15 protein-coding genes are annotated in these 18,654 nt (G+C 69.3%); 7 read left to right on the top strand and 8 right to left on the bottom strand.

The features are described 5' to 3' along the window. Positions 1–6 precede the first annotated feature (6 nt). Positions 7–594, top strand: coding sequence for a TetR/AcrR family transcriptional regulator (locus QSK25_RS41920; protein ID WP_285646911.1), 588 nt, complete (start codon positions 7–9; stop codon positions 592–594). Here QSK25_RS41920 and QSK25_RS41915 read toward each other — a convergent pair. From QSK25_RS41915 to QSK25_RS41900, 4 genes are all read right to left on the bottom strand, one after another. Beyond that, entirely contained in the window at positions 553–1,713 is a 1,161-nt protein-coding gene (locus QSK25_RS41915; RefSeq protein WP_285646910.1) for a THUMP-like domain-containing protein, read from the bottom strand. The genes QSK25_RS41920 and QSK25_RS41915 overlap by 42 nt on opposite strands. Next, positions 1,714–2,670, bottom strand: a complete 957-nt coding sequence (locus QSK25_RS41910) for a class I SAM-dependent methyltransferase (RefSeq protein WP_285646909.1) — start codon at positions 2,668–2,670, stop codon at positions 1,714–1,716. Then, positions 2,660–3,439, bottom strand: coding sequence for an enoyl-CoA hydratase/isomerase family protein (locus tag QSK25_RS41905; RefSeq protein WP_285646908.1), 780 nt, complete (start codon positions 3,437–3,439; stop codon positions 2,660–2,662). Before QSK25_RS41905 ends, QSK25_RS41910 begins: the two co-directional genes overlap by 11 nt. Before the next feature lie 183 nt (positions 3,440–3,622). Then, positions 3,623–4,465, bottom strand: a complete 843-nt coding sequence (locus QSK25_RS41900) for an ABC transporter ATP-binding protein (RefSeq protein ID WP_502881953.1) — start codon at positions 4,463–4,465, stop codon at positions 3,623–3,625. Positions 4,466–4,542: 77 nt separating this feature from the next. On the opposite strand from QSK25_RS41900, the gene glgX reads away from it, so the two are divergent. The 4 genes from glgX (at position 4,543) to QSK25_RS41880 (ending at position 9,034) form a co-directional block, all read left to right on the top strand. Then, positions 4,543–6,657 carry a glycogen debranching protein GlgX gene (gene glgX / locus QSK25_RS41895; RefSeq protein WP_285646907.1) on the top strand — a complete coding sequence of 705 codons (2,115 nt, stop codon included), beginning with the start codon at positions 4,543–4,545 and terminating at the stop codon, positions 6,655–6,657. A gap of 246 nt (positions 6,658–6,903) precedes the next feature. Then, the gene (locus QSK25_RS41890) at positions 6,904–7,491 is read left to right on the top strand and encodes a cysteine dioxygenase (RefSeq protein WP_285646906.1); all 588 of its coding nucleotides are present in this window, start codon (positions 6,904–6,906) and stop codon (positions 7,489–7,491) included. Then, on the top strand, positions 7,488–7,877 hold the full coding sequence (locus QSK25_RS41885) for a rhodanese-like domain-containing protein (protein WP_285646905.1): 390 nt from the start codon (positions 7,488–7,490) through the stop codon (positions 7,875–7,877). The genes QSK25_RS41890 and QSK25_RS41885 overlap by 4 nt, the downstream gene beginning before the upstream one ends. Positions 7,878–7,912: 35 nt before the next feature. Continuing rightward, a complete protein-coding gene (locus QSK25_RS41880; protein WP_285646904.1) occupies positions 7,913–9,034 on the top strand; it encodes a hypothetical protein in 1,122 nt (373 codons plus the stop codon). 234 nt (positions 9,035–9,268) lie between these two features. Here QSK25_RS41880 and QSK25_RS41875 read toward each other — a convergent pair whose 3' ends face one another. The 4 genes from QSK25_RS41875 to QSK25_RS41860 form a co-directional block, all read right to left on the bottom strand. Beyond that, complete coding sequence (locus tag QSK25_RS41875) at positions 9,269–9,592, bottom strand: hypothetical protein (protein ID WP_285646903.1); 324 nt, start codon at positions 9,590–9,592, stop codon at positions 9,269–9,271. A 241-nt stretch (positions 9,593–9,833) separates the two neighbouring features. Then, complete coding sequence (locus tag QSK25_RS41870; protein ID WP_285646902.1) at positions 9,834–10,379, bottom strand: hypothetical protein; 546 nt, start codon at positions 10,377–10,379, stop codon at positions 9,834–9,836. Between the two features lie 302 nt (positions 10,380–10,681). After that, on the bottom strand, positions 10,682–13,270 hold the full coding sequence (glgP, locus tag QSK25_RS41865) for an alpha-glucan family phosphorylase (RefSeq protein WP_285646901.1): 2,589 nt from the start codon (positions 13,268–13,270) through the stop codon (positions 10,682–10,684). A 505-nt stretch (positions 13,271–13,775) separates the two neighbouring features. Then, positions 13,776–15,353, bottom strand: a complete 1,578-nt coding sequence (locus QSK25_RS41860; protein ID WP_285646900.1) for a serine/threonine-protein kinase — start codon at positions 15,351–15,353, stop codon at positions 13,776–13,778. Positions 15,354–15,595: 242 nt separating this feature from the next. On the opposite strand from QSK25_RS41860, the gene QSK25_RS41855 reads away from it, so the two are divergent. Together QSK25_RS41855 and QSK25_RS41850 are read left to right on the top strand one after the other, a co-directional pair. Continuing rightward, positions 15,596–17,572 carry an alpha-1,4-glucan--maltose-1-phosphate maltosyltransferase gene (locus tag QSK25_RS41855; protein ID WP_285646899.1) on the top strand — a complete coding sequence of 659 codons (1,977 nt, stop codon included), beginning with the start codon at positions 15,596–15,598 and terminating at the stop codon, positions 17,570–17,572. A gap of 50 nt (positions 17,573–17,622) precedes the next feature. Further along, a partial coding sequence (locus QSK25_RS41850) for an alpha-amylase family glycosyl hydrolase (RefSeq protein WP_285646898.1) occupies positions 17,623–18,654 on the top strand: 1,032 nt, incomplete at its 3' end.

The following is an 18,654-nucleotide window of genomic DNA, read 5'->3' as shown; positions in this document are numbered from 1 at the left end:
TCGAGCGTGAGCATTCAGAACCGGAGGGAGCGCGAGCGGGCCGAACGGCACCAGCTGATCATCGACGCGGCCAGGGACCTGGCCGAGTCGGAAGGCTGGGACGCGGTCACCACGCGGCGGCTCGCGGAGAAGGTCGAGTACAGCCAGCCGGTGCTGTACAGCCACTTCAAGGGCAAGGACGCGATCGTCCGGGCGGTGGCGATCCAGGGCTGCGGTGACCTGGCGCGGGAACTCAGGAAGGCTCGTCCCTCTCGCGGCGAGTCACGGCTGCGGGCGGCGGCGGAAGCGTACCTGCGTTTCGCGAGAGAGAGGCCCGCGCTCTACGACGCGATGTTCGTGCAGCAGTCCGACATCCCGTGGGGCACGGACGAGGTGCCGCAGGAGTTGCTGGACGCGTTCGGCGAACTCGTCGCCGCGGTCGAGCCCGTCAGGGGCGAACGACACCTGGAGGCGTTGACGGAGGTCTTCTGGACCTCGTTGCACGGCATCGCGACGCTCGGGCGAGGCGGCAGGCTGCGGCCGGCGTACGACGACACCCGCCTCGACCTGCTGCTAGGTGCGCTCAGCCTGACAAAGGACGAACACGGGCTTTGAGCCGACGCGCGTCAGCACGACCGCGGCGGAACCGGAACCGGCGAGCTTGAGGCGCTTGCGCAGGGTGTTCGGGTCGACGTCGAGCCCGCGCACCAGGATCTCCAGGACGCCGATCCCCCGCGCCTTGAGCAACGACTTGAGCGACTTCTCCGTGTAGTGCCCGTGTTCGAGCACGCGGAACGCCCGGATGCCCGGCGGCGGCACGTCCCCGCTCAGGTACGCGATGCGCTCGTCGAGCTGCCACAACCCGTGCCGCGCCGCGTAGTGCCGCACCAGCCCGGCCCGCACGACCGCGCCGTCGGGGTCGATCAGCCACGCACCCGGCGCGGCAACGGGACAGTCGTCGGGTTCGGCGTCGGTCAGCGTCCACGACGACGACCCGTGCAACACCGACGCACGCCGCGAAACCCCGGGCGTGGCCAGGCCGCGCGTCCACAGGCACGCCTCGCGCACCGCGCCGTCCAGCGACACGACCTCGATCTCGTCGGCCCAGGGTGCAACGGCGAAATCGATGCCGGGCGCGCACTTCACCGCGAGGTCCACGCCCGCGTACACCTCGGACAGCTCGTCCAGCGGCGGCACGAAGTCCGACGGGTTCCACTTGCGGCGACCGGACGAATCACGCCGGGCCGGGTCGGCTGTCACCGCCGATGCCCGCGACACCGGCCGCAACGCGTCGGCGATCACGACCGGCGCACCCGGAACGTTGTTGCGCGCCATCGTAACCCGCACCGGATCGAGGTCCGAGCCGACGCACACCGAAGCCACCGAACTCAACGCGAAGAGGTCCGCACCGACGGAGCAGGTCACGTCGTGCACGGACCGTCCGGTGAACCGCAGTGCGCGGTGCCGGGCCACAGCGGACGCCGTCGCCTGCTGCAAGGCGTCGTCGGTGAAGAGCCACGACCCGGCCGAGTCCAGTTTGGACACCGCGCGACGCCGCAACAGCACCGTTTCCACGACGGGCGCGAACGACGGCCCCAGCAACCGGCGGGCCTGCTCGACGTCACGCACCCGCGAGGAGTCCGAGAAGGACAACGAGTTCACCGCGGCCAACGCGGAGGTCCCGGCGGAGGAGCGCAGGAACGCCACGTCCTCCGCGGTGAACGCGTACCCCACCTACGAAGACTTCCTGCCGGTGATCGACACGTTGTAGAACACCTCGCGCGGCAGCACCTTCGAGAGCACGTTCTGGTCGACCCACGAGAGGTTCTGCCAGGTGCGGTAGGCGAACATCGCCCACCCGAAGCCGAGCTTCTCGCGCGGCACCGCGGCCTCGAACGTCCGCACCGGCCAGCCGAACAACGCGGCCGACAGCTCGTCCGTCACGGCGTGGACCCCGACCGCACCGGCACGACGGGCCGTCGCCTCCAGCTGGTCCGGGTCGAACGTGTGCAGGTCGACCACGGCCTCCAGCGCGGCGGCGCGGGACGACTCGTCCAGCTCCTCCTGCGGACGCCGCCACGACCCCAGAGCCGGCAGGGCCTTGGTGACGTTGGTGGTCAGCCACCAGGTCGCCTGGCCGAGCTTGCGCGCGTAGAAGTTGCCGATGTTCGTCGGGTCGCCGGCGAACACGAACTTGCCGCCGGGCTTGAGCACCCGCAACACCTCGCGCATCGCCGACTCGACGTCCGGGATGTGGTGCAGCACCGCGTGCCCGACGACGAGGTCGAACGTGTTGTCCTCGTACGGGATCCGCTCGGCGTCGGCCACCCGGCCGTCCACGTCGAGCCCGAGGTGCGAGGCGTTGCGCAGTGCGACCTCGACCATGCCGGGCGACAGGTCGGTAACCGAGCCCTTCTTGATCACGTCGCCCTGCATCAGGTTCAGCAGGAAGAAGCCGGTGCCGCAGCCCAGTTCCAGCGCGTGCTCGTACGGACCGACGTCACCCGCGGCGGCGCGGAACCGGTCCGTCGCGTAGGTGATGCAGCGGTCGTCGTAGGAGATCGACCACTTCTCGTCGTACGTGCCCGCCTCCCAGTCGTGGTAGAGCACCTGGGCGAGCTTGGTGTCCTTGTACGCCGCCTCGACCTCTTCGGCGGTCGCGTGGGGGTTGGGTGCCGGGTCAGTTGCCACTGAACTTCGCCTTTCCGGGACCGTTCTCGATGAACGACTCCACGCCCGCCTTCTTGTCCTCCGTCGCGAACAACGCCGCGAAGAGGTGGCTCTCCAGCTTGAGACCCGACTCGAGGTCGGTGTCGAGACCACCGTCGACGGCGGCCTTCGTCGCGGCCAGCGCGAGCACCGGCCCGTTCACGAACTGCCCCGCCCAGCGTCGAGCGGCCGCGTACACGTCGTCCGGCGCCACGACCTCGTCGACCATGCCGAGCTCCAGCGCCTCCTGGGCGCCGACGAACCGGCCGGTGTAGAGCAGGTCCTTGGTCTTCGCCGGGCCGATCAACCGGGCGAGGCGCTGCGTGCCGCCACCGCCGGGGATCAGGCCGAGCAGGATCTCGGGCTGGCCGACCTTCGCGTTGTCACCGGCGATCCGGCGGTCACAGCCGAGCGCGACCTCGAACCCGCCGCCGAGCGCGTAGCCGGTGATCGCGGCGACCGTCGGCTTCGGCACTGAGGCCAGCGCGCCGAGTGCGTCGGACAGGCCCTTGGCCCGCAACGTCATCTCGGCGTGGGAGATCTGCGCGAACTCCTTGACGTCCGCACCGGCCGCGAACACCTTCTCGCCGCCGTACACGATCACCGCGTAGACGTCGGAACGCTCGGAGGCCTCCTTGGCGGCGGCCTGGAGCTCGGTCTGCACCTGCCGGTTCAGGGCGTTCATCGGCGGCCGCTCCAGGCGGATCGTGCCGATCCCGTCCTCGACCTCAAGCCTCACGAACTCAGCCAAGACAGCCCTCCTGTGTTTTTGGCCGCTGCTCCGCAGACGGCGGCGAGTTCGCCGGGAAGTCGGTCGTCCGGCCTCCGCTTCGGCCCGAATCGCCTGCGGCGGTTGACCCGAAGAGGAGACCGGACGACCGACGCGAACTCGCAGTCCGAACCAGCAGACGTCACGTTACCTAGCGGTAGCTTGTCAGACCTTCCGGCGTGCGAAGAAGCGGTCTCCCGCTTTCTGCAGCTCCAGGTCCTGCCCGAACGTCTTCGAGAGGTTCTCCTCCGTCAGCACGTCGTCCAGCAGACCCTGCGCCACGATCGAGCCCTCGCGCAGCAGCAGAGCATGCGTGAAGCCCGGCGGGATCTCCTCGACGTGGTGCGTGACCAGCACCATCGCGGGCGCGTCGGGGTCCAGGGCGAGCTCGGAGAGCTTCGCGACCAGGTCCTCGCGACCGCCCAGGTCCAACCCGGCGGCCGGCTCGTCGAGCAGCAGCATCTCGGGGTCGGTCATCAGCGCGCGGGCGATCAGCGTGCGCTTGCGCTCGCCCTCGCTCAGCGTGCCGTAGAGGCGGTCGGCGAGGTGCTCCATGCCGAGGGTGCCGAGCAGCTCGCGGGCGCGGCCGGTGTCCTGCTCGCCGTACTCCTCGCGCCAGCGGCCGAGCACCGCGTAGCCGGCGGACACGACGAGGTCGACGACCTTCTCGTCGGGCGGGATGCGACCACCGAGCGCAGCCGAGCAGAGCCCGATTCGGGGCTTGAGCTCCTGCACGTCCGTTTTGCCCAGGCGTTCACCCAGGAGGTGGATCTTGCCCTTGGTCGGGTGCAGGTCGGCACTGGAGAGCCGTAGCAGGGTGGTCTTGCCGGCGCCGTTCGGGCCCAGCACCACCCAGCGCTCGTCCAGTTCCACGCTCCAGTCGATGTTTCCGACCAGCGTGTTCTTGCCGCGGCGGACCGACACGCCCGCCATGTGCACGACCAGATCTGTCACGTCGACGTCCGCCACACCCCCATTCTTCCGAACGGCCCCGGAGCGACCACTCATCGGGGTGTCCCTCGCCGCTGCGCCGCCTGTGTGAACTCTCAAGTTTTTTGTCGGTTCCGGATGCCAAGATCGGAGGCATGGCTACTCGACCCGAGTCCGACGTGCTGGCAGGCCGACCGTTCCCGCTGGGGGCACACGCCGAGGCAGGCGGTGTCCGCTTCGCGGTGACGTCGCACGTCGCCGACGCGGTCGAGGTGTGCCTCGTGGACGACGACGGCACCGAGAAACGGGTCGAGCTGACCGAACGGACGTTCGGCGTGTGGCACGGCCTGGTGCCCGGCGTCACACCCGGCCAGCGGTACGGGTTCCGGGTGCACGGGCCGTACGACGCGGGCCGCGGGCTGCGCTGCAACCCGGCCAAGCTGCTGGTCGACCCGTACGCCCGGCAGATCGAGGGGCGGATCACGAACCTCGAGGCGTCGCTCGGGTACGTCGGCGACCCGATGCACGGCCCGCCGTCGGCGATCGACTCGCTCGGCAGCGTGCCGCTGAGCGTCGTGAGCTCGCCGGGCGGCGCGGACACGGGCGTGAAGCCCGAGGTGCCGTTCGAAGAGGCCGTGATCTACGAGATGCACGTAAAGGGGTTCACGAAGAACCACCCGGAGATCCCGGAGAAGCTGCGCGGCACGTACCTCGGCCTCGCGCACCCGGCCGCGATCGAGCACCTGAGCCGGCTGGGCGTCACGACCGTCGAACTGCTGCCGGTGCAGGCGTTCCAGGACGAGCCGTCGCTCATCAGCCGCGGCGCGAGCAACTACTGGGGCTACTCACCGCTGGGCTACTGCGCGCCGCACGCCGCGTACGCGAGCGAGCCGGGCAACGAGATCCAGGAGTTCCGCACGATGGTCGCGGCGCTGCACGCGGCGAACATCGAGGTGCTGATCGACGTCGTCTACAACCACACCTGCGAGGGCGGTCCGGACGGGCCGACGATCTGCTTCCGCGGCTACGACGCGCCCGGCTACTACCTGCACGCGGGGGGCGGCAGCACGGTCGACATCACGGGCTGCGGCAACACCCTGGACGCCGGGTCGCCGCAGGTCGTGCGGCTGGTCACCGACTCGTTGCGGTACTGGGCGGACGAGATGGGCGTCGACGGGTTCCGGTTCGACCTCGCCTCGACGATGGGCAGGCCTGGCGGCGGGTTCTTCGACCGCGACTCGGCGCTGCTGACCGCGATCACGACGGACCCGGTGCTGTGCCGGTCGAAGCTGATCGCCGAGCCGTGGGACGCGACGGGCGACGGCTACCGCGTCGGCGACTTCGGCGTGCAGTGGGCGGAGTGGAACGGCCGTTACCGCGACACGGTCCGCGACTTCTGGCGCGGCCACACGTCCGTGCGCGACCTCGCGTACCGGCTGTCCGGCTCGTCCGACCTCTACGCGGACGACCTGCGGCGGCCGTGGCAGTCGATCAACTTCATCACCGCGCACGACGGCTTCACGTTGCGGGACCTGGTGTCCTACAACGACAAGCACAACGAGGAGAACGGCGAGCAGAACCGCGACGGCACCAACGACAACCGGTCGTGGAACTGCGGTGCCGAGGGCGAGACGTCCGACCAGGAGGTCCTCGCGCTGCGGGCGAAGCAGGCGCGGAACCTGCTCGCGACGCTGCTGCTGTCGACGGGCACGCCGATGATGACGGCGGGCGACGAGATGTGGCGCACCCAGGGTGGCAACAACAACGCGTACTGCCTCGACAACCCCGTGTCGTGGGTGGACTGGACGACCAGCGACGCCGGTGAGGCGTTGCTGGGCTTCACCCAGCGGCTGATCGAGCTGCGCGCGTCCTCGCCGGCGTTGCGGCAGCCCGAGTTCTTCGAGGGCCGCACGACGCCCAGCGGCAACCCGGACCTGGTGTGGTTCCGGCCGGACGGGCACGAGATGGCCGAGACCGACTGGTTCGACGAGGGCCGCCGCACGCTCGGCATGTTCATCGACGGCTCGAACTGCCTGTCGCGCACTCGGGACGGCGAACTCGTGTCCGACGACTCGTGGCTGATGCTGATGCACGCCGGTGCGGAGGCCATCAGCGTGACGCTTCCGCACGAGCGCTACGGGCCGTCGTACGAACCGTTCCTCGACACGACGACGGCGGACGGTTCGCCGGCGAATCCCGGTGCTCTCGCTCCACGTGGGACGTTGGCGGTGGCCGCTCGCTCGTTGCTGCTGCTCCGCATCCCGCGCTGAGAACTCCTTGCGGCCACTTGACTCTGTGTCCGACGTTCTTCCGCCAAATGGACGCTCTAGCCACACTCAGAGTGCGTCTGGCACCATCACGGACGTGGTCGTCTACTGCTGGACAGACCGCACGATCGACTTCGTACTCGTGGCGTCGTGTGGGTGTAGGCCGACGCGACGCGTGCGCTGACGAAAGCGCCCTGCGTCGCGTCTGAGTCGCTACCCCGAAACGACGCGGCCTTCAGGAGCGAGTGCGTGACTTCGACGTATGCCGATCAAGATCAATTCGACCTCCACCCGGCGCTGGACAGCAGGCTGCTGCGCGACGTGATCCACCCGTCGCGCGACCTGTGGACGCCCCGCGAGCTGCGCGACCTGACGTCGTTCGTGGCGAGCGAGCTCACGACCGGACTGCTGCAGATCCTCGACTACTCGACCGAACGTCGCTGGTGGGCACGTCTCGGGCTGACCGAGGGCGTCGAGCTGTGGCTGCTGTCGTGGCTGCCGGGGCAGAGCACCGAGCCGCACGACCACGGCGGGTCGGCGGGCTCGTTCACGGTGCTCAAGGGCGCCGTGCGGGAGGACTACCGCTACCCCGCCGGGCCGATCCGGTCCGCCGTGCGCGCCACCGGTGACGCGCTGGGCTTCGGGTCCGGACGGGCACACCAGGTGCTGAACACGTTCGATGTGCCGGCCGCGACCGTGCACGCCTACTCGCCGCCGCTGGTGCCTACGCGCGAGTACGCCTCGTTGCTCGACATCCCCGACTCGATCCCGCCGCTGCCCGCACAACGCCTGCCGCTGGCCGAACTCCGCCGGCGCGCCGACCTGGAGGGCCCGTGAGCAAGCTCGACGCCATCCTCGACGAGGCCCGGTCGCACCTGAAGCGACTGGAACCGCACGAGGTGCTGGCCCTCGAAGACGTGCTGGTCGTGGACATCCGGCCCGCGCACAACCGGCTCGCCGAGGGCGAGATAGAGAACTCCGTCGTGGTCGAGCGGATCGTGCTGGAGTGGCGGCTCGACCCGGAGGGCGCCTGGCGGCTGCCGGGGTTCACCGCGGACACGACCGTCGTCGTGGTGTGCAACGAGGGCTACTCGTCGTCGCTCGCGGCCAGGGACCTGCAACGCGTGGGGCTGCCGCACGCGACGGACCTGGTCGGCGGGTTCCGCGGCTGGCGCGCGGCCGGGCTGCCGGTCCGCGAGGGCGGCTCGCAGCCGGTGGTCTGAAGGAACCGCCGTCCCGCCGGTAGCGTCTGCTGACCGTGACTGTTGTGCGCTGGGTCGTGACGGCCCTGGTGGTGGCCGGAACGATCGCCTGGACCCTCTCGGAGTTCTACCTCGGGCTGGCCGGCGCGCTGGTCGGGCTCGTGGTGGAACTGATGGCGGTGCAGGCAGGGCTGGCACTCGGCGCCGTCCTCTTCGGACTCCGGGTCACGCACCTGATCATCGGGCTGGGCGGCGAGCTCAAGTCGTGGACGCGGCCGCACCGGCGGATCGTGCTGCGCAGGATCCCGATCCTGGCGACCGTGGGGATCAGCGGGTGGAAACCGCGCGTGCGGCGGCGGACCGTCCTCAACGGAGTGTTCGCGATCGTGTTCTGCGCGGTCGTCGCCGGGCTGACCTGGCTCGCCGCCGGGTCGTCGTTCGGCAAGGGCATGGCGCTCGCGGCCACGGCGTGCTTCCTGCTGCAGCTCGCGCCGTCCGAGAAACCCGGTCACACGAGTCTCGGCTGGTACGTCTTCACGCTGCCGCGGATGACCGGGCGGCCGCTCGGTGAGCTCGAGGCACGGCCGCGCGTGGTCGCCGGCATGGACGCCTACCAGCGCGGCGACGTCGACGAGGCCGAGCGGATCTACGCCGAACTCGTCCAGGAGCACTCCGACCTGCTCACCGTCGTGGGGCTCAAGGTCGTCACGTCGTGCGCCCGCGCGAAGTACCTCGAGGCGATGCAGACGGTGATCGGACTGACCGCCCGAGAGGACCTGAGCACGCGCGACCTGGCGTTCGTCATGGCCACCACGGCGGGCGTCGCGGTGCTGGCGGTCGAGGCGGGGCAGTTCCCGGCCGAGGTCGGGCTGGAGACCGCGCGCAGCATGTTCGACAACGCCTACCAGGCCGGATACCCGAAGCATCGGGCGAACGGGACGCTCGCGATCATGGCGCTGGTCGAGGGCGACACGGCGCTGGCCCGCCAGCTGGCCGGGTACTCGGCCGAGGCCAGCGAGAACGCCGTGGGGCGGGCCGACGACCTGGTCACGATCGCGCGGGCGTGGATGGCGGACGGCGACAACGCGAAAGCCCGCGAGCTCGTGGCCGAAGCGCACGAGCTCGCGGGCTGGAGTCCGCGGGTGGCGGCGACCCGCGCCCGTCTGGAGATCAGCTGACGAGTGCTGCAGGTCGAAACTTGCCGAGGCGGCTCGCGGTCAGACGGGTGGATCGGGGTGCCGCCCCCGCGCCCTCGTACTGGATGTACGGGGGCGCGGGGGCGGTGCCGCGAGCTGCCCCGCTGAGCGTGAACCGGCTCGTCAAGGTTTCGGCCTGCAGCGCTCTTGGGGAAGGTGACCGGTGCGGCACCGGTCGGAGGTCAGCTTCACGTCAGACGAATTCTCCGGTCCGGATCAGCCGGGGAAACCGGGCGAATTGTTGCCGTTCCCACCCGAGTTGCCGGCGCCGACGTTGTTGCCGCCACCGCCGTTGCTGTTCCCGTTACCGCCGTTGTTGTTGTTTCCGACGTTGTTCCCGTTTCCTCCGATGTTGCCCGATCCGGTCACGTTGCCGTTGCCGGGAGTCCACGGGTTGTGCGACAGCGCGGTGATCGAGATGGGACCGACCAGCTGCGTGTCCAGCACGTCACGGCTCTGGGTCGGAGCGGCGTGCGCGGTCGACGCGAACAGTCCCATGCCCGCGATAGCGGCACCGAGGACGATTGCTTTCTTGATCATCTGCAGTTTTCCGTTCTTCGAGCAGCGGATCGAGCAAATTCAGGTTAACCACATCCGCGCTCGAATTACGAATCAGTCGCACCATTGTGTGTTTCACGCAAAAACCCTTGAACTGCGACGAATGGGTGACGTCGCAGCTCGTCCAGGTTATTCTGACCCAAACGGAATACTACGCTCCGCACACGGCAAAGGGCCCGTCACCGAGACCGGTGACGGGCCCTTTTCCACCCCGCGTGGAGAACTAGCTGTTCTGGATCGGCAGTGGCAGGCCGGGCAGCGCGGGCAGGCCACCGGGAGGCGCCGGCAGGCCGCACTTGCTCAGCAGGTCGGTGACGGTCTTGAGCAACGTGGTCAGCAGGCCGGTGAGTTTGCCGACGTCAGGCAGGGCACCTCCGGCCGCGCCCAGCACCGTGCCGCCCAGCCCGGCGATGGTGGAGATCAGGTTCAGCACGACCGGCAGGCACTGGTCGACGGGACCGGTGTACTCGGCGGACTTCACCGGCAACGGCACGCCCGGCACGCTCACCGGAGGTGTCGGCAGACAGCCGGAGCTCTGCAACGCTGTCACCAGACCGAGCAGGTCTCCGATCAGCGGTGTGACGGCGCCCACGTTGGGCAGGGGCAGCAGGCTGCTGATGGTTTTCGTGAGCTTTCCGGCGAGGTCCGTGACGAGACCGGCGCACGCGGCCGGTAGTTCTGGCGCGGCTGGTGCCGCGTTGGCAGCCGGGACGGTAGAGGCGGTGAACAGTGCTGCGACGAGCGAGAGTGCGGTAATCGTTTTCTTCACGGCTACCTTCTTCCTCAATGCGCAATTCACTTGGAGCCGCCCCTAGAAATGCACTCAGCGAATTCCGAAGCGGTTCATTCCATGCCGACGAGCGTAAGCCCACATCCGTGCGCCTACCAGCGGAGATCGCGAATTCACCCACTTGAAAAAGGGGTCATTCGTTTGAGCGATGGGGAGCGCGGGGTACAGGCGTGAAGCTCGTTACGAGCAGTGAACAGGCAACAAGCAAGACGAACAGATCAGGGCATCCAGCTCGCTGTCGGCCAGCGAACCGGATGCCCTGTGTTGATCTCGTAAAAGGGTCAACTAGCCAGTACGACCCTGCCGAGTTCCGCCGAAGTGGCCAGCAGGCCGTGTCGAGGCAGCACGCGGACGGTGTAGCCGAGCGCTCCGGCGTGCGGCAGGGGTACCTCGGCCTCGTAGTTGCCGTTGCCCGCGTAGTTCATCGGCGCGGACACGATGTCCTTGAGCTCGTCGGAGTCGTGCGACACCTTGCCGAGCACGACCTGGACGTCCACTTCGGACGGTTCCAGCCCGGCCAGTTCGACGCGGGCCCGCACGATGACCGGCGACCCGAGCACCGGCACCGACGAGCCGCCAAGCACCAGGTCGCTGTCGAGCACCCGCACGCGCGTCCACGAGGCGCGCAGCCGGTGCCGGTAGGCGGAGAGCTCCTTGGCGCCCCGGTAGCCCTCGCCGACGACGGTGTGCGCGGACGCGGCGGCCGGCGCGTAGTACGTCTCGACGTACTCGCGGACCATGCGCGAGGCCTGCACGACCGGCCCGAGCGACGCCAGCGTGTGCCGGACCATCGACATCCAGCGGGTCGGCACGCCGTCCTCGCCGCGGTCGTAGAACAGCGGCGCGACCTGCTGGCCGAGCAGCTCGTAGAGGGCGTTGGCCTCCAGGTCGTCGCGGCGCACCGGGTCGTTCACGCCGTCCGCCGTCGGGATGGCCCAGCCGTTCGAGCCGTCGTACAGCTCGTCCCACCAGCCGTCGCGGATGGACAGGTTGAGGCCGCCGTTCAGGGCCGACTTCATGCCGGACGTGCCGCACGCCTCGAGGGGACGCATCGGGTTGTTCAGCCACACGTCACAACCCCAGTACAGGTACCGGGCCATCGACATGTCGTAGTCGGGCAGGAACACGATCCGGTGCCGCACGCCCGCCTCGTCGGCGTAGCGCACGATCTGCTGGATGAGCGCCTTGCCGCCGTCATCGGCCGGGTGCGACTTGCCCGCGACGACGAGCTGCACGGGCCGTTCGGGGTGCAGGAGGAGGTTCCGCAGCCGTTCGGGGTCACGCAACATGAGCGTGAGGCGCTTGTACGTCGGCACGCGCCGTGCGAAGCCCACGGTCAGGACGTTCGGGTCGAACACACCGTCCGTCCAGCCCAGCTCCAACGCCGACGCGCCGCGCTGCAACCAGGACTCCCTGAGCCTGCGCCGCACCTCGTCCACGAGGCGTCCGCGCAGCGTCGACCGGATCTCCCACAACCCGGCGTCCGTGACCGGCTCGAACGACCCGATGCCGAACCCGGAGGTGTGGTTGTCCGCTTCGGACGCTCCGAGCAGCTTGCTCATCTCGGCGGCGGCCCACGTCGGCCCGTGCACGCCGTTGGTGACCGACCCGATCGGCACCTCGGTGGCGTCGAAGCCCGGCCACAAGCCGCGGAACATGTCCCTGCTGACTTCACCGTGCAGTTTGGACACACCGTTCGCGCGCTGGGCGAGCCGCAGGCCCATGTGGGCCATGTTGAACATGCCGGGGTTGTCCTCGGCCCCGAGCGCGAGGATGCGCTGCGTGTTCACGCCGGGCACGAGGTTCTCGGCGCCGAAGTAGTGCTGGACCAGGTCGACCGGGAACCGGTCGATGCCGGCGGGCACCGGCGTGTGCGTCGTGAACACCGCACCGGCGCGTGCGGCCGTGAGCGCCTGGTCGAAGTCGAGGCCGTCGTTGGTGATGTACTCGCGGATCCGCTCGAGCCCGAGGAACCCGGCGTGGCCCTCGTTGGTGTGGAACACCTCGGGCTGCGCGTGCCCGGTGAGCTCGCAGAACGTGCGCACCGCCCTGACCCCGCCGATGCCCGCGAGGATCTCCTGGCGGATCCGGTGGTTCTGGTCGCCGCCGTACAGCCGGTCGGTGACGCCGCGCAGGTCCTCGTCGTTCTGCTCCACGTCGCTGTCGAGCAGCAGCAGCGGAATCCGCCCGACCTGCGCCTTCCAGATCTTGGCGCGCAGCATCCGGTCGCCCGGCATCGCGACGTGCACCAGCAGCGGCAGCCCGGACGGCTCGGTCAGCAGCTCCAGCGGCAGCCCGCGCGGATCGAGCACCGGGTAGTGCTCGATCTGCCAGCCGTCGAGCGACAGCGACTGCCGGAAGTACCCCGACCGGTACAGCAGCCCGACCGCGATGAGCGGCACGCCGAGGTCGCTGGCGGCCTTGAGGTGGTCGCCCGCGAGGATGCCGAGGCCGCCCGAGTAGTTCGGCAGCGCCTCGTGCACCCCGAACTCCATCGAGAAGTACGCGACGCTGGTGGGCAACGGCGTGTCCTTGGTGCTGCCGTGCTCACGCCGCTGGGCGATCTCGTCCTGCCGGCGCTGGTACCAGCGCGGCCCCTGGACGTACCGCTCCAGGTCTGTGGCGAGCGCGTGGACCTTGAGCAGGAACTGCTCGTCTCTCGCCAACGACTCCAGCTTCCCCGCGTCGACGACGGAGAGCAGGCGCAACGGGTCGCCACCGACCTCGGACCACACGCGGGGGTCGATCGAGGAGAAGAGTTCCTGCGTGGGCGGGTGCCACGTCCAGCGCAGGTTGGTGGCGAGCGTGCTGAGTGCGGACAGGGGCTCCGGCAGGCTGGCTCGGACGGTGAACCGGCGAAGTGCTCGCATGACGAGGCAACTTACCTGCCACCCCTGCGGGGCTGACAACGTTCCCGGTCACACCTGCAACGACTTGCAGAACCGGTCAAGTGGGGGCAGGGGGTGTGAGCTGCTCAGACTGCCCGAGTGGTGGCTCCGGGGCGTCCGGTTGGCACCCGGTTCGGTGACGCCGGCGGGTGGCGGTTTCGGGGGCGAACGGTCCGCGAGGGACAGTCGGGAGGTGGGATGCCGCGGAGAGGTGGGCGCCGGTAACCACGGGGGGTGGGTACCGCAGGGTGGGTACCGCAGGGTGGGTACCGCAGGGTGGGTGCCGGGAACAGCAAAGCAGACGCCGACAACCCGCAGGGCGGGCTCCAGGGACCGCAGAGCAGGCACCGGCAACCGCAGAGCGGGTGCGAACGGTCCGTTCGCACCCCGGGACGGGTCAGACCGGCCGGCCGGGCCGCCCGCCGGCCGGGCCACCTGGCGGAGGCAGGCCACCCGGCGGAGGCAGGCCACCCGGCGGAGGCGGGCCCTACCGGTCCTCCCCGATGATCCGCAGCTTGTCCCCCTTGCCCGAGATCGCCAGCCGGTGCTCGACCGTGGAGGTCTTGTCCCCCTCCTTCTCGGTCAGCTGCAGCGCCGTCGTCACCGAGAAGTTGCCGTCGTCGTCGGCCGAGACCAGCGGGTCGCCGGCCAGCGCCACCTTGCTGTACTTGCCCCAGAACTCCCGCTCGCGGCCCAGGTCCGGCGCCTGGTCCGGGTCCCAGTCGTTGCGGGCCGCGTCGACGTTCGACGGCAGCTTGGCGTAGTGCTGCTTCACGAACGTGGCGACCTGGGCCGGGGTGAACTTCACCGCCGGCTTGGTGGAGGAGGGCTGGCTCGGCTTGGTCTGGGACGAGGTCTGCTTCTCGGTGGTCTGGGTCTGGGGCTGCGGGGACGGCTTGTCGGAGGTGGGGACGACGGCCTCCGAGGTCTTCTGCGAGGTCGTGGGGCCGGTGCCCGTGTTGGTGTCCTTGTTGCCCGACGTGATGATCCCGTAGGCGAGGCCGGAGATCAGCAGGACGCCCAGGACGGCCGCGGCGATCGCGAGGCCTCGGTTCTTCTTGCGGGGCTCGGGCTCGGGCTCGTCGTAGTCGTCGTAGTCGTCGTAGGTCGACGGCAACGGCGCGGGTGGCTGGGTGCGCGGCGGCGGGGGCATCGGGCGCTGGGTGCCCGGACCCGAGGTGCCCATCGCGGCTCCCATCACCGCGGTGCCGGTGGGCGGGGTCATCGGGCGCGGCGGGATCACGCGGGTGGCCGGGACCGGCTGGCCCGCCGCGATCGCCTTCAGCTCCTCGGCGGCCTGGGCCGCGGTGGGACGCTGGGACGGCTCGTTCGCCAGCAGGCGAACCAGCAGGCCCGTCAGCGGGCCCGAGCGGATCGGGGGGCGGGTTTCGCCGCGGGCCACCTTGTAGAGCAGGCCCAGGTCGTTCGTGCTCTTGCCGAACGGCGGTTCGCCCTCGGTCATCGCGTAGATCGTCGCGCCCAGCGAGAACACGTCGGACGGCGGCGCGGGCTCGGCGCCGCGGGCCAGCTCCGGCGCCAGGTACGCGGGGGTGCCGGCGAGCATGCCGGTCTTCGTCACGGCCACATCGCCCAAAGCGCGCGAAATGCCGAAGTCGGTGATCTTGACGGTGCCGTCGCGTCCAATGAGGACGTTGCCCGGCTTGATGTCGCGGTGCACGATGCCGGCCGCGTGGGCGGCGGCCAGGGCGCCGGCGGCGAGCGAACCGATGCGCGCGGCCTCCTGGGCGGGCATCGGACCGCGCTCCAGGATCGACGACAGGTTGCGGGACGGCAAATACTCCATGACGAGACAAGGCTTGCCGTCCTCGACGACCACGTCGTACACGGCGATCGCGTTCGGGTGCTGCAAGCGCGCCGCGATCCGGCCTTCACGCATGGCGCGCTGCACGGCCTCGTGGAACTCGTTCGACTCGACGTCGTTGAGAAGCAGCTGCTTGACCGCTACATCACGGTGCAGGAACTCGTCGCGTGCACGCCACACGACGCCCATGGCTCCGGCGCCGAGCTGGTCAAGCAGGACGTAGCGACCTCCAAGCTTGTTCACGCGCGCACGGTACCCGTAGCACCCTCTTAACACGGTGACTTGGACGCGAAGAGTCCAATGATGAGGACACCGGATGCCGGGAACGTGGACGGAAGCCCCTGGACACGCGAGCGTTCCGAGGTGTGCGATCGAGAGCAACGGGGTACGGATCTGGATGGGGTAACCCGCTGTCACACGGCTTGATCGAGCAAGGCAGGATTTGAAGCATCAACGTGAAGCGACACGGCGGAAGGGCGCTGCCGATGAGCGGACGGCTCGGTATCGACGACGTATCCCCGGTGGTGTCGGCTGGCAGGTATCCAGCCAAAGCCGTTGTGGGAGAACACATTCCGGTCCAGGCCACGGTCTGGCGCGAGGGGCACGACAAACTCGCGGCGACAGTCAGCTGGCGCGGACCGAACGACCGAGTCGCTCGCCAGACCCGCATGCACGAGGTCGGCATCGGCCTCGACCGGTGGGGCGCCGTCGTGGTGCCGGACCAGGAAGGCGCGTGGACGTTCCGGATCGATGCGTGGAGTGACCCCTGGGGCACCTGGAACCACGCCGTTGAGGTGAAGATCGCGGCGGGTCAGGGCCCCGGCGATCTCGCAAACGATCTTGAAATCGGCGCCCGGCTACTCGATCGGGTGGCAAAGCGACCCGATAGGCGACAAGAGCGAGCACTCCTCATGTCTGCCGCGGACGCACTGCGCGACGAGGACCGGCCGCTGCAGGAACGGGTCGCGCCGGCGCTCGCCGCGGACGTCCAGAAGATCATGTTCGAGCACCCGGTGCGCGAGCTGGTCACCAAGGGCAAGACCCACAAGATCTGGTGCGACCGCAAGAAGGCCGCGTTCGGCTCCTGGTACGAGTTCTTCCCGCGCAGCACCGGCGGGATCGACGAGACCGGGCAGGCCGTGCACGGCACGTTCGCCACGGCGACCAAGGAGCTCGACCGGGTCGCGGCGATGGGCTTCGACGTCGTCTACTTCCCGCCGATCCACCCCATCGGCCGGGTCAACCGCAAGGGCCCCAACAACACGCTCGTCGCGACCCAGGACGACACGGGCTCGCCGTGGGCGATCGGTGCGGACGAGGGCGGGCACGACGCGATCCACCCGCAGCTCGGCACGATCGAGGACTTCGACGCCCTCGTCGAGCGCGCGCACGAGCTCGGCCTGGAGGTCGCGCTCGACTTCGCGCTGCAGTGCGCGCCCGATCACCCGTGGGTGCTCAAGCACCCGGAGTGGTTCACGCAGCTGCCCGACGGCACGATCGCGTACGCGGAGAACCCGCCGAAGAAGTACCAGGACATCTACCCGATCAACTTCGACCTCGACCCGCAGGGCCTCTACCACGAGGTGCTCAGGGTCGTGCTCTTCTGGGCCGAGCACGGGGTGCGGATCTTCCGGGTCGACAACCCGCACACCAAGCCGCCGGACTTCTGGCAGTGGCTGATCTGGAAGGTCAAGGAGGCCTATCCGGACACGCTGTTCCTGGCGGAGGCCTTCACCAGGCCCGCCCGTCTCTACGGCCTCGCGAAGCTCGGTTTCACGCAGTCCTACACGTACTTCACGTGGCGGACCGGCAAGCAGGAGCTGATCGAGTTCGGCGAGGACGTCCGCGACCACTGGGACGAGGCGCGCCCGAACCTCTTCGTGAACACACCGGACATCCTGCACGAGTCGTTGCAGCACGGCGGCCCGGCGATGTTCGGGCTGCGCGCGGCGCTCGCGGCCACGCTCTCCCCCACGTGGGGCGTGTACAGCGGCTACGAGCTGTTCGAGCACGAGGCCGTGAAGCCGGGCAGCGAGGAGTACCTGAACTCCGAGAAGTACCAGCTGCGGCCGCGCGACTACGCCCGTGCACTGGCGGACGGGCGCAGCCTCGAACCGTGGCTGCGCAAGCTGAACCACATCCGCAAGGCGCACCCGGCGCTGCAGCAGATGCGCACGCTGAAGTTCCAGAACGTGGACAACGACGCGGTGGTCGCCTTCTCCAAACGCGACCCGGAATCCGGCGACACGGTCGTGGTCGTCGTCAGCCTCGACCCGCACAACGCGCAGGAGGGGACGCTGTACCTCGACCTGCCCGAGCTCGGGTTCGACTGGCACGAACGCGTGATCGCGCACGACGAGGTCACCGGCGAGACCTGGGACTGGGGTCAGGCGAACTACATCCGGCTCGAGCCGTGGCGGGCCACCGCGCACGTCGTGAGCCTCCAACGACGTTTCTCCTAGGGCACCGCGTCAGCCCGCTCAACCGCTCAACCCCCGACGAGGTGGGAACCATGGCCGACGACACCCGTCCCGACGCAGTGCTCGGGCTGGAAGGAACACCGCACACCGGCGAGGCCATCGACGACGACGGCTTCCTCGTCGAACCGCAGGCAGAGGACTTCAAGTCGGCGAAACCGGCTCGCGAGAACCCCGACTGGTTCAAGGGCGCCGTCTTCTACGAGGTCCTCGTCCGCGCGTTCAGCGACTCCAACGGCGACGGCACCGGTGACCTGCGCGGTCTCGCCTCCCGCCTCGACTACCTGGAGTGGCTGGGCGTCGACTGTCTCTGGCTGCCGCCGTTCTACGCGTCGCCGTTGCGCGACGGCGGGTACGACATCAGCGACTTCCGCGCGGTGCTGCCGGAGTTCGGCACCGTCGAGGACTTCGTGTACCTGCTGGAGGAGGCGCACCGGCGCGGCATCCGGGTGATCACCGACCTGGTGCTCAACCACACCTCCGACGCGCACCCGTGGTTCCAGCAGTCGCGCCAGGACCCGACGGGCCCGTACGGCGACTACTACGTGTGGAGCGACGACGATTCGGCGTACTCCGACGCGCGGATCATCTTCGTCGACACCGAGTCGTCGAACTGGACGTACGACCCGGTGCGCGGGCAGTTCTACTGGCACCGCTTCTTCAGCCACCAGCCGGACCTCAACTACGAGAACCCGGAGGTGCAGGAGGCGATGCTCGACATCCTGCGCTTCTGGCTCGACCTCGGCATCGACGGGTTCCGCCTCGACGCCGTGCCGTACCTCTTCGAGGAGGAAGGCACGATCTGCGAGAACCTGCCGCGCACGCACGAGTTCCTGAAGAAGTGCCGCAAGGTCGTCGACGACGAGTTCCCCGGCCGGGTGCTGCTGGCCGAGGCGAACCAGTGGCCGTCGGACGTGGTCGAGTACTTCGGCGACCCCGAGGTCGGTGGCGACGAGTGCCACATGGCGTTCCACTTCCCGTTGATGCCGCGCATCTTCATGGCGGTGCGGCGCGAGTCGCGGTTCCCGATCTCGGAGATCCTGGCGCAGACGCCGTCGATCCCGGAG

Origin of the sequence: Lentzea sp. NBRC 102530, assembly GCF_030269365.1 — a bacterium.
In the GTDB taxonomy this organism is placed as follows: domain Bacteria; phylum Actinomycetota; class Actinomycetes; order Mycobacteriales; family Pseudonocardiaceae; genus Lentzea.
The sequence above is the reverse complement of the archived record's forward strand: the minus strand, read 5'-3'. Positions and strand labels throughout refer to the sequence as shown.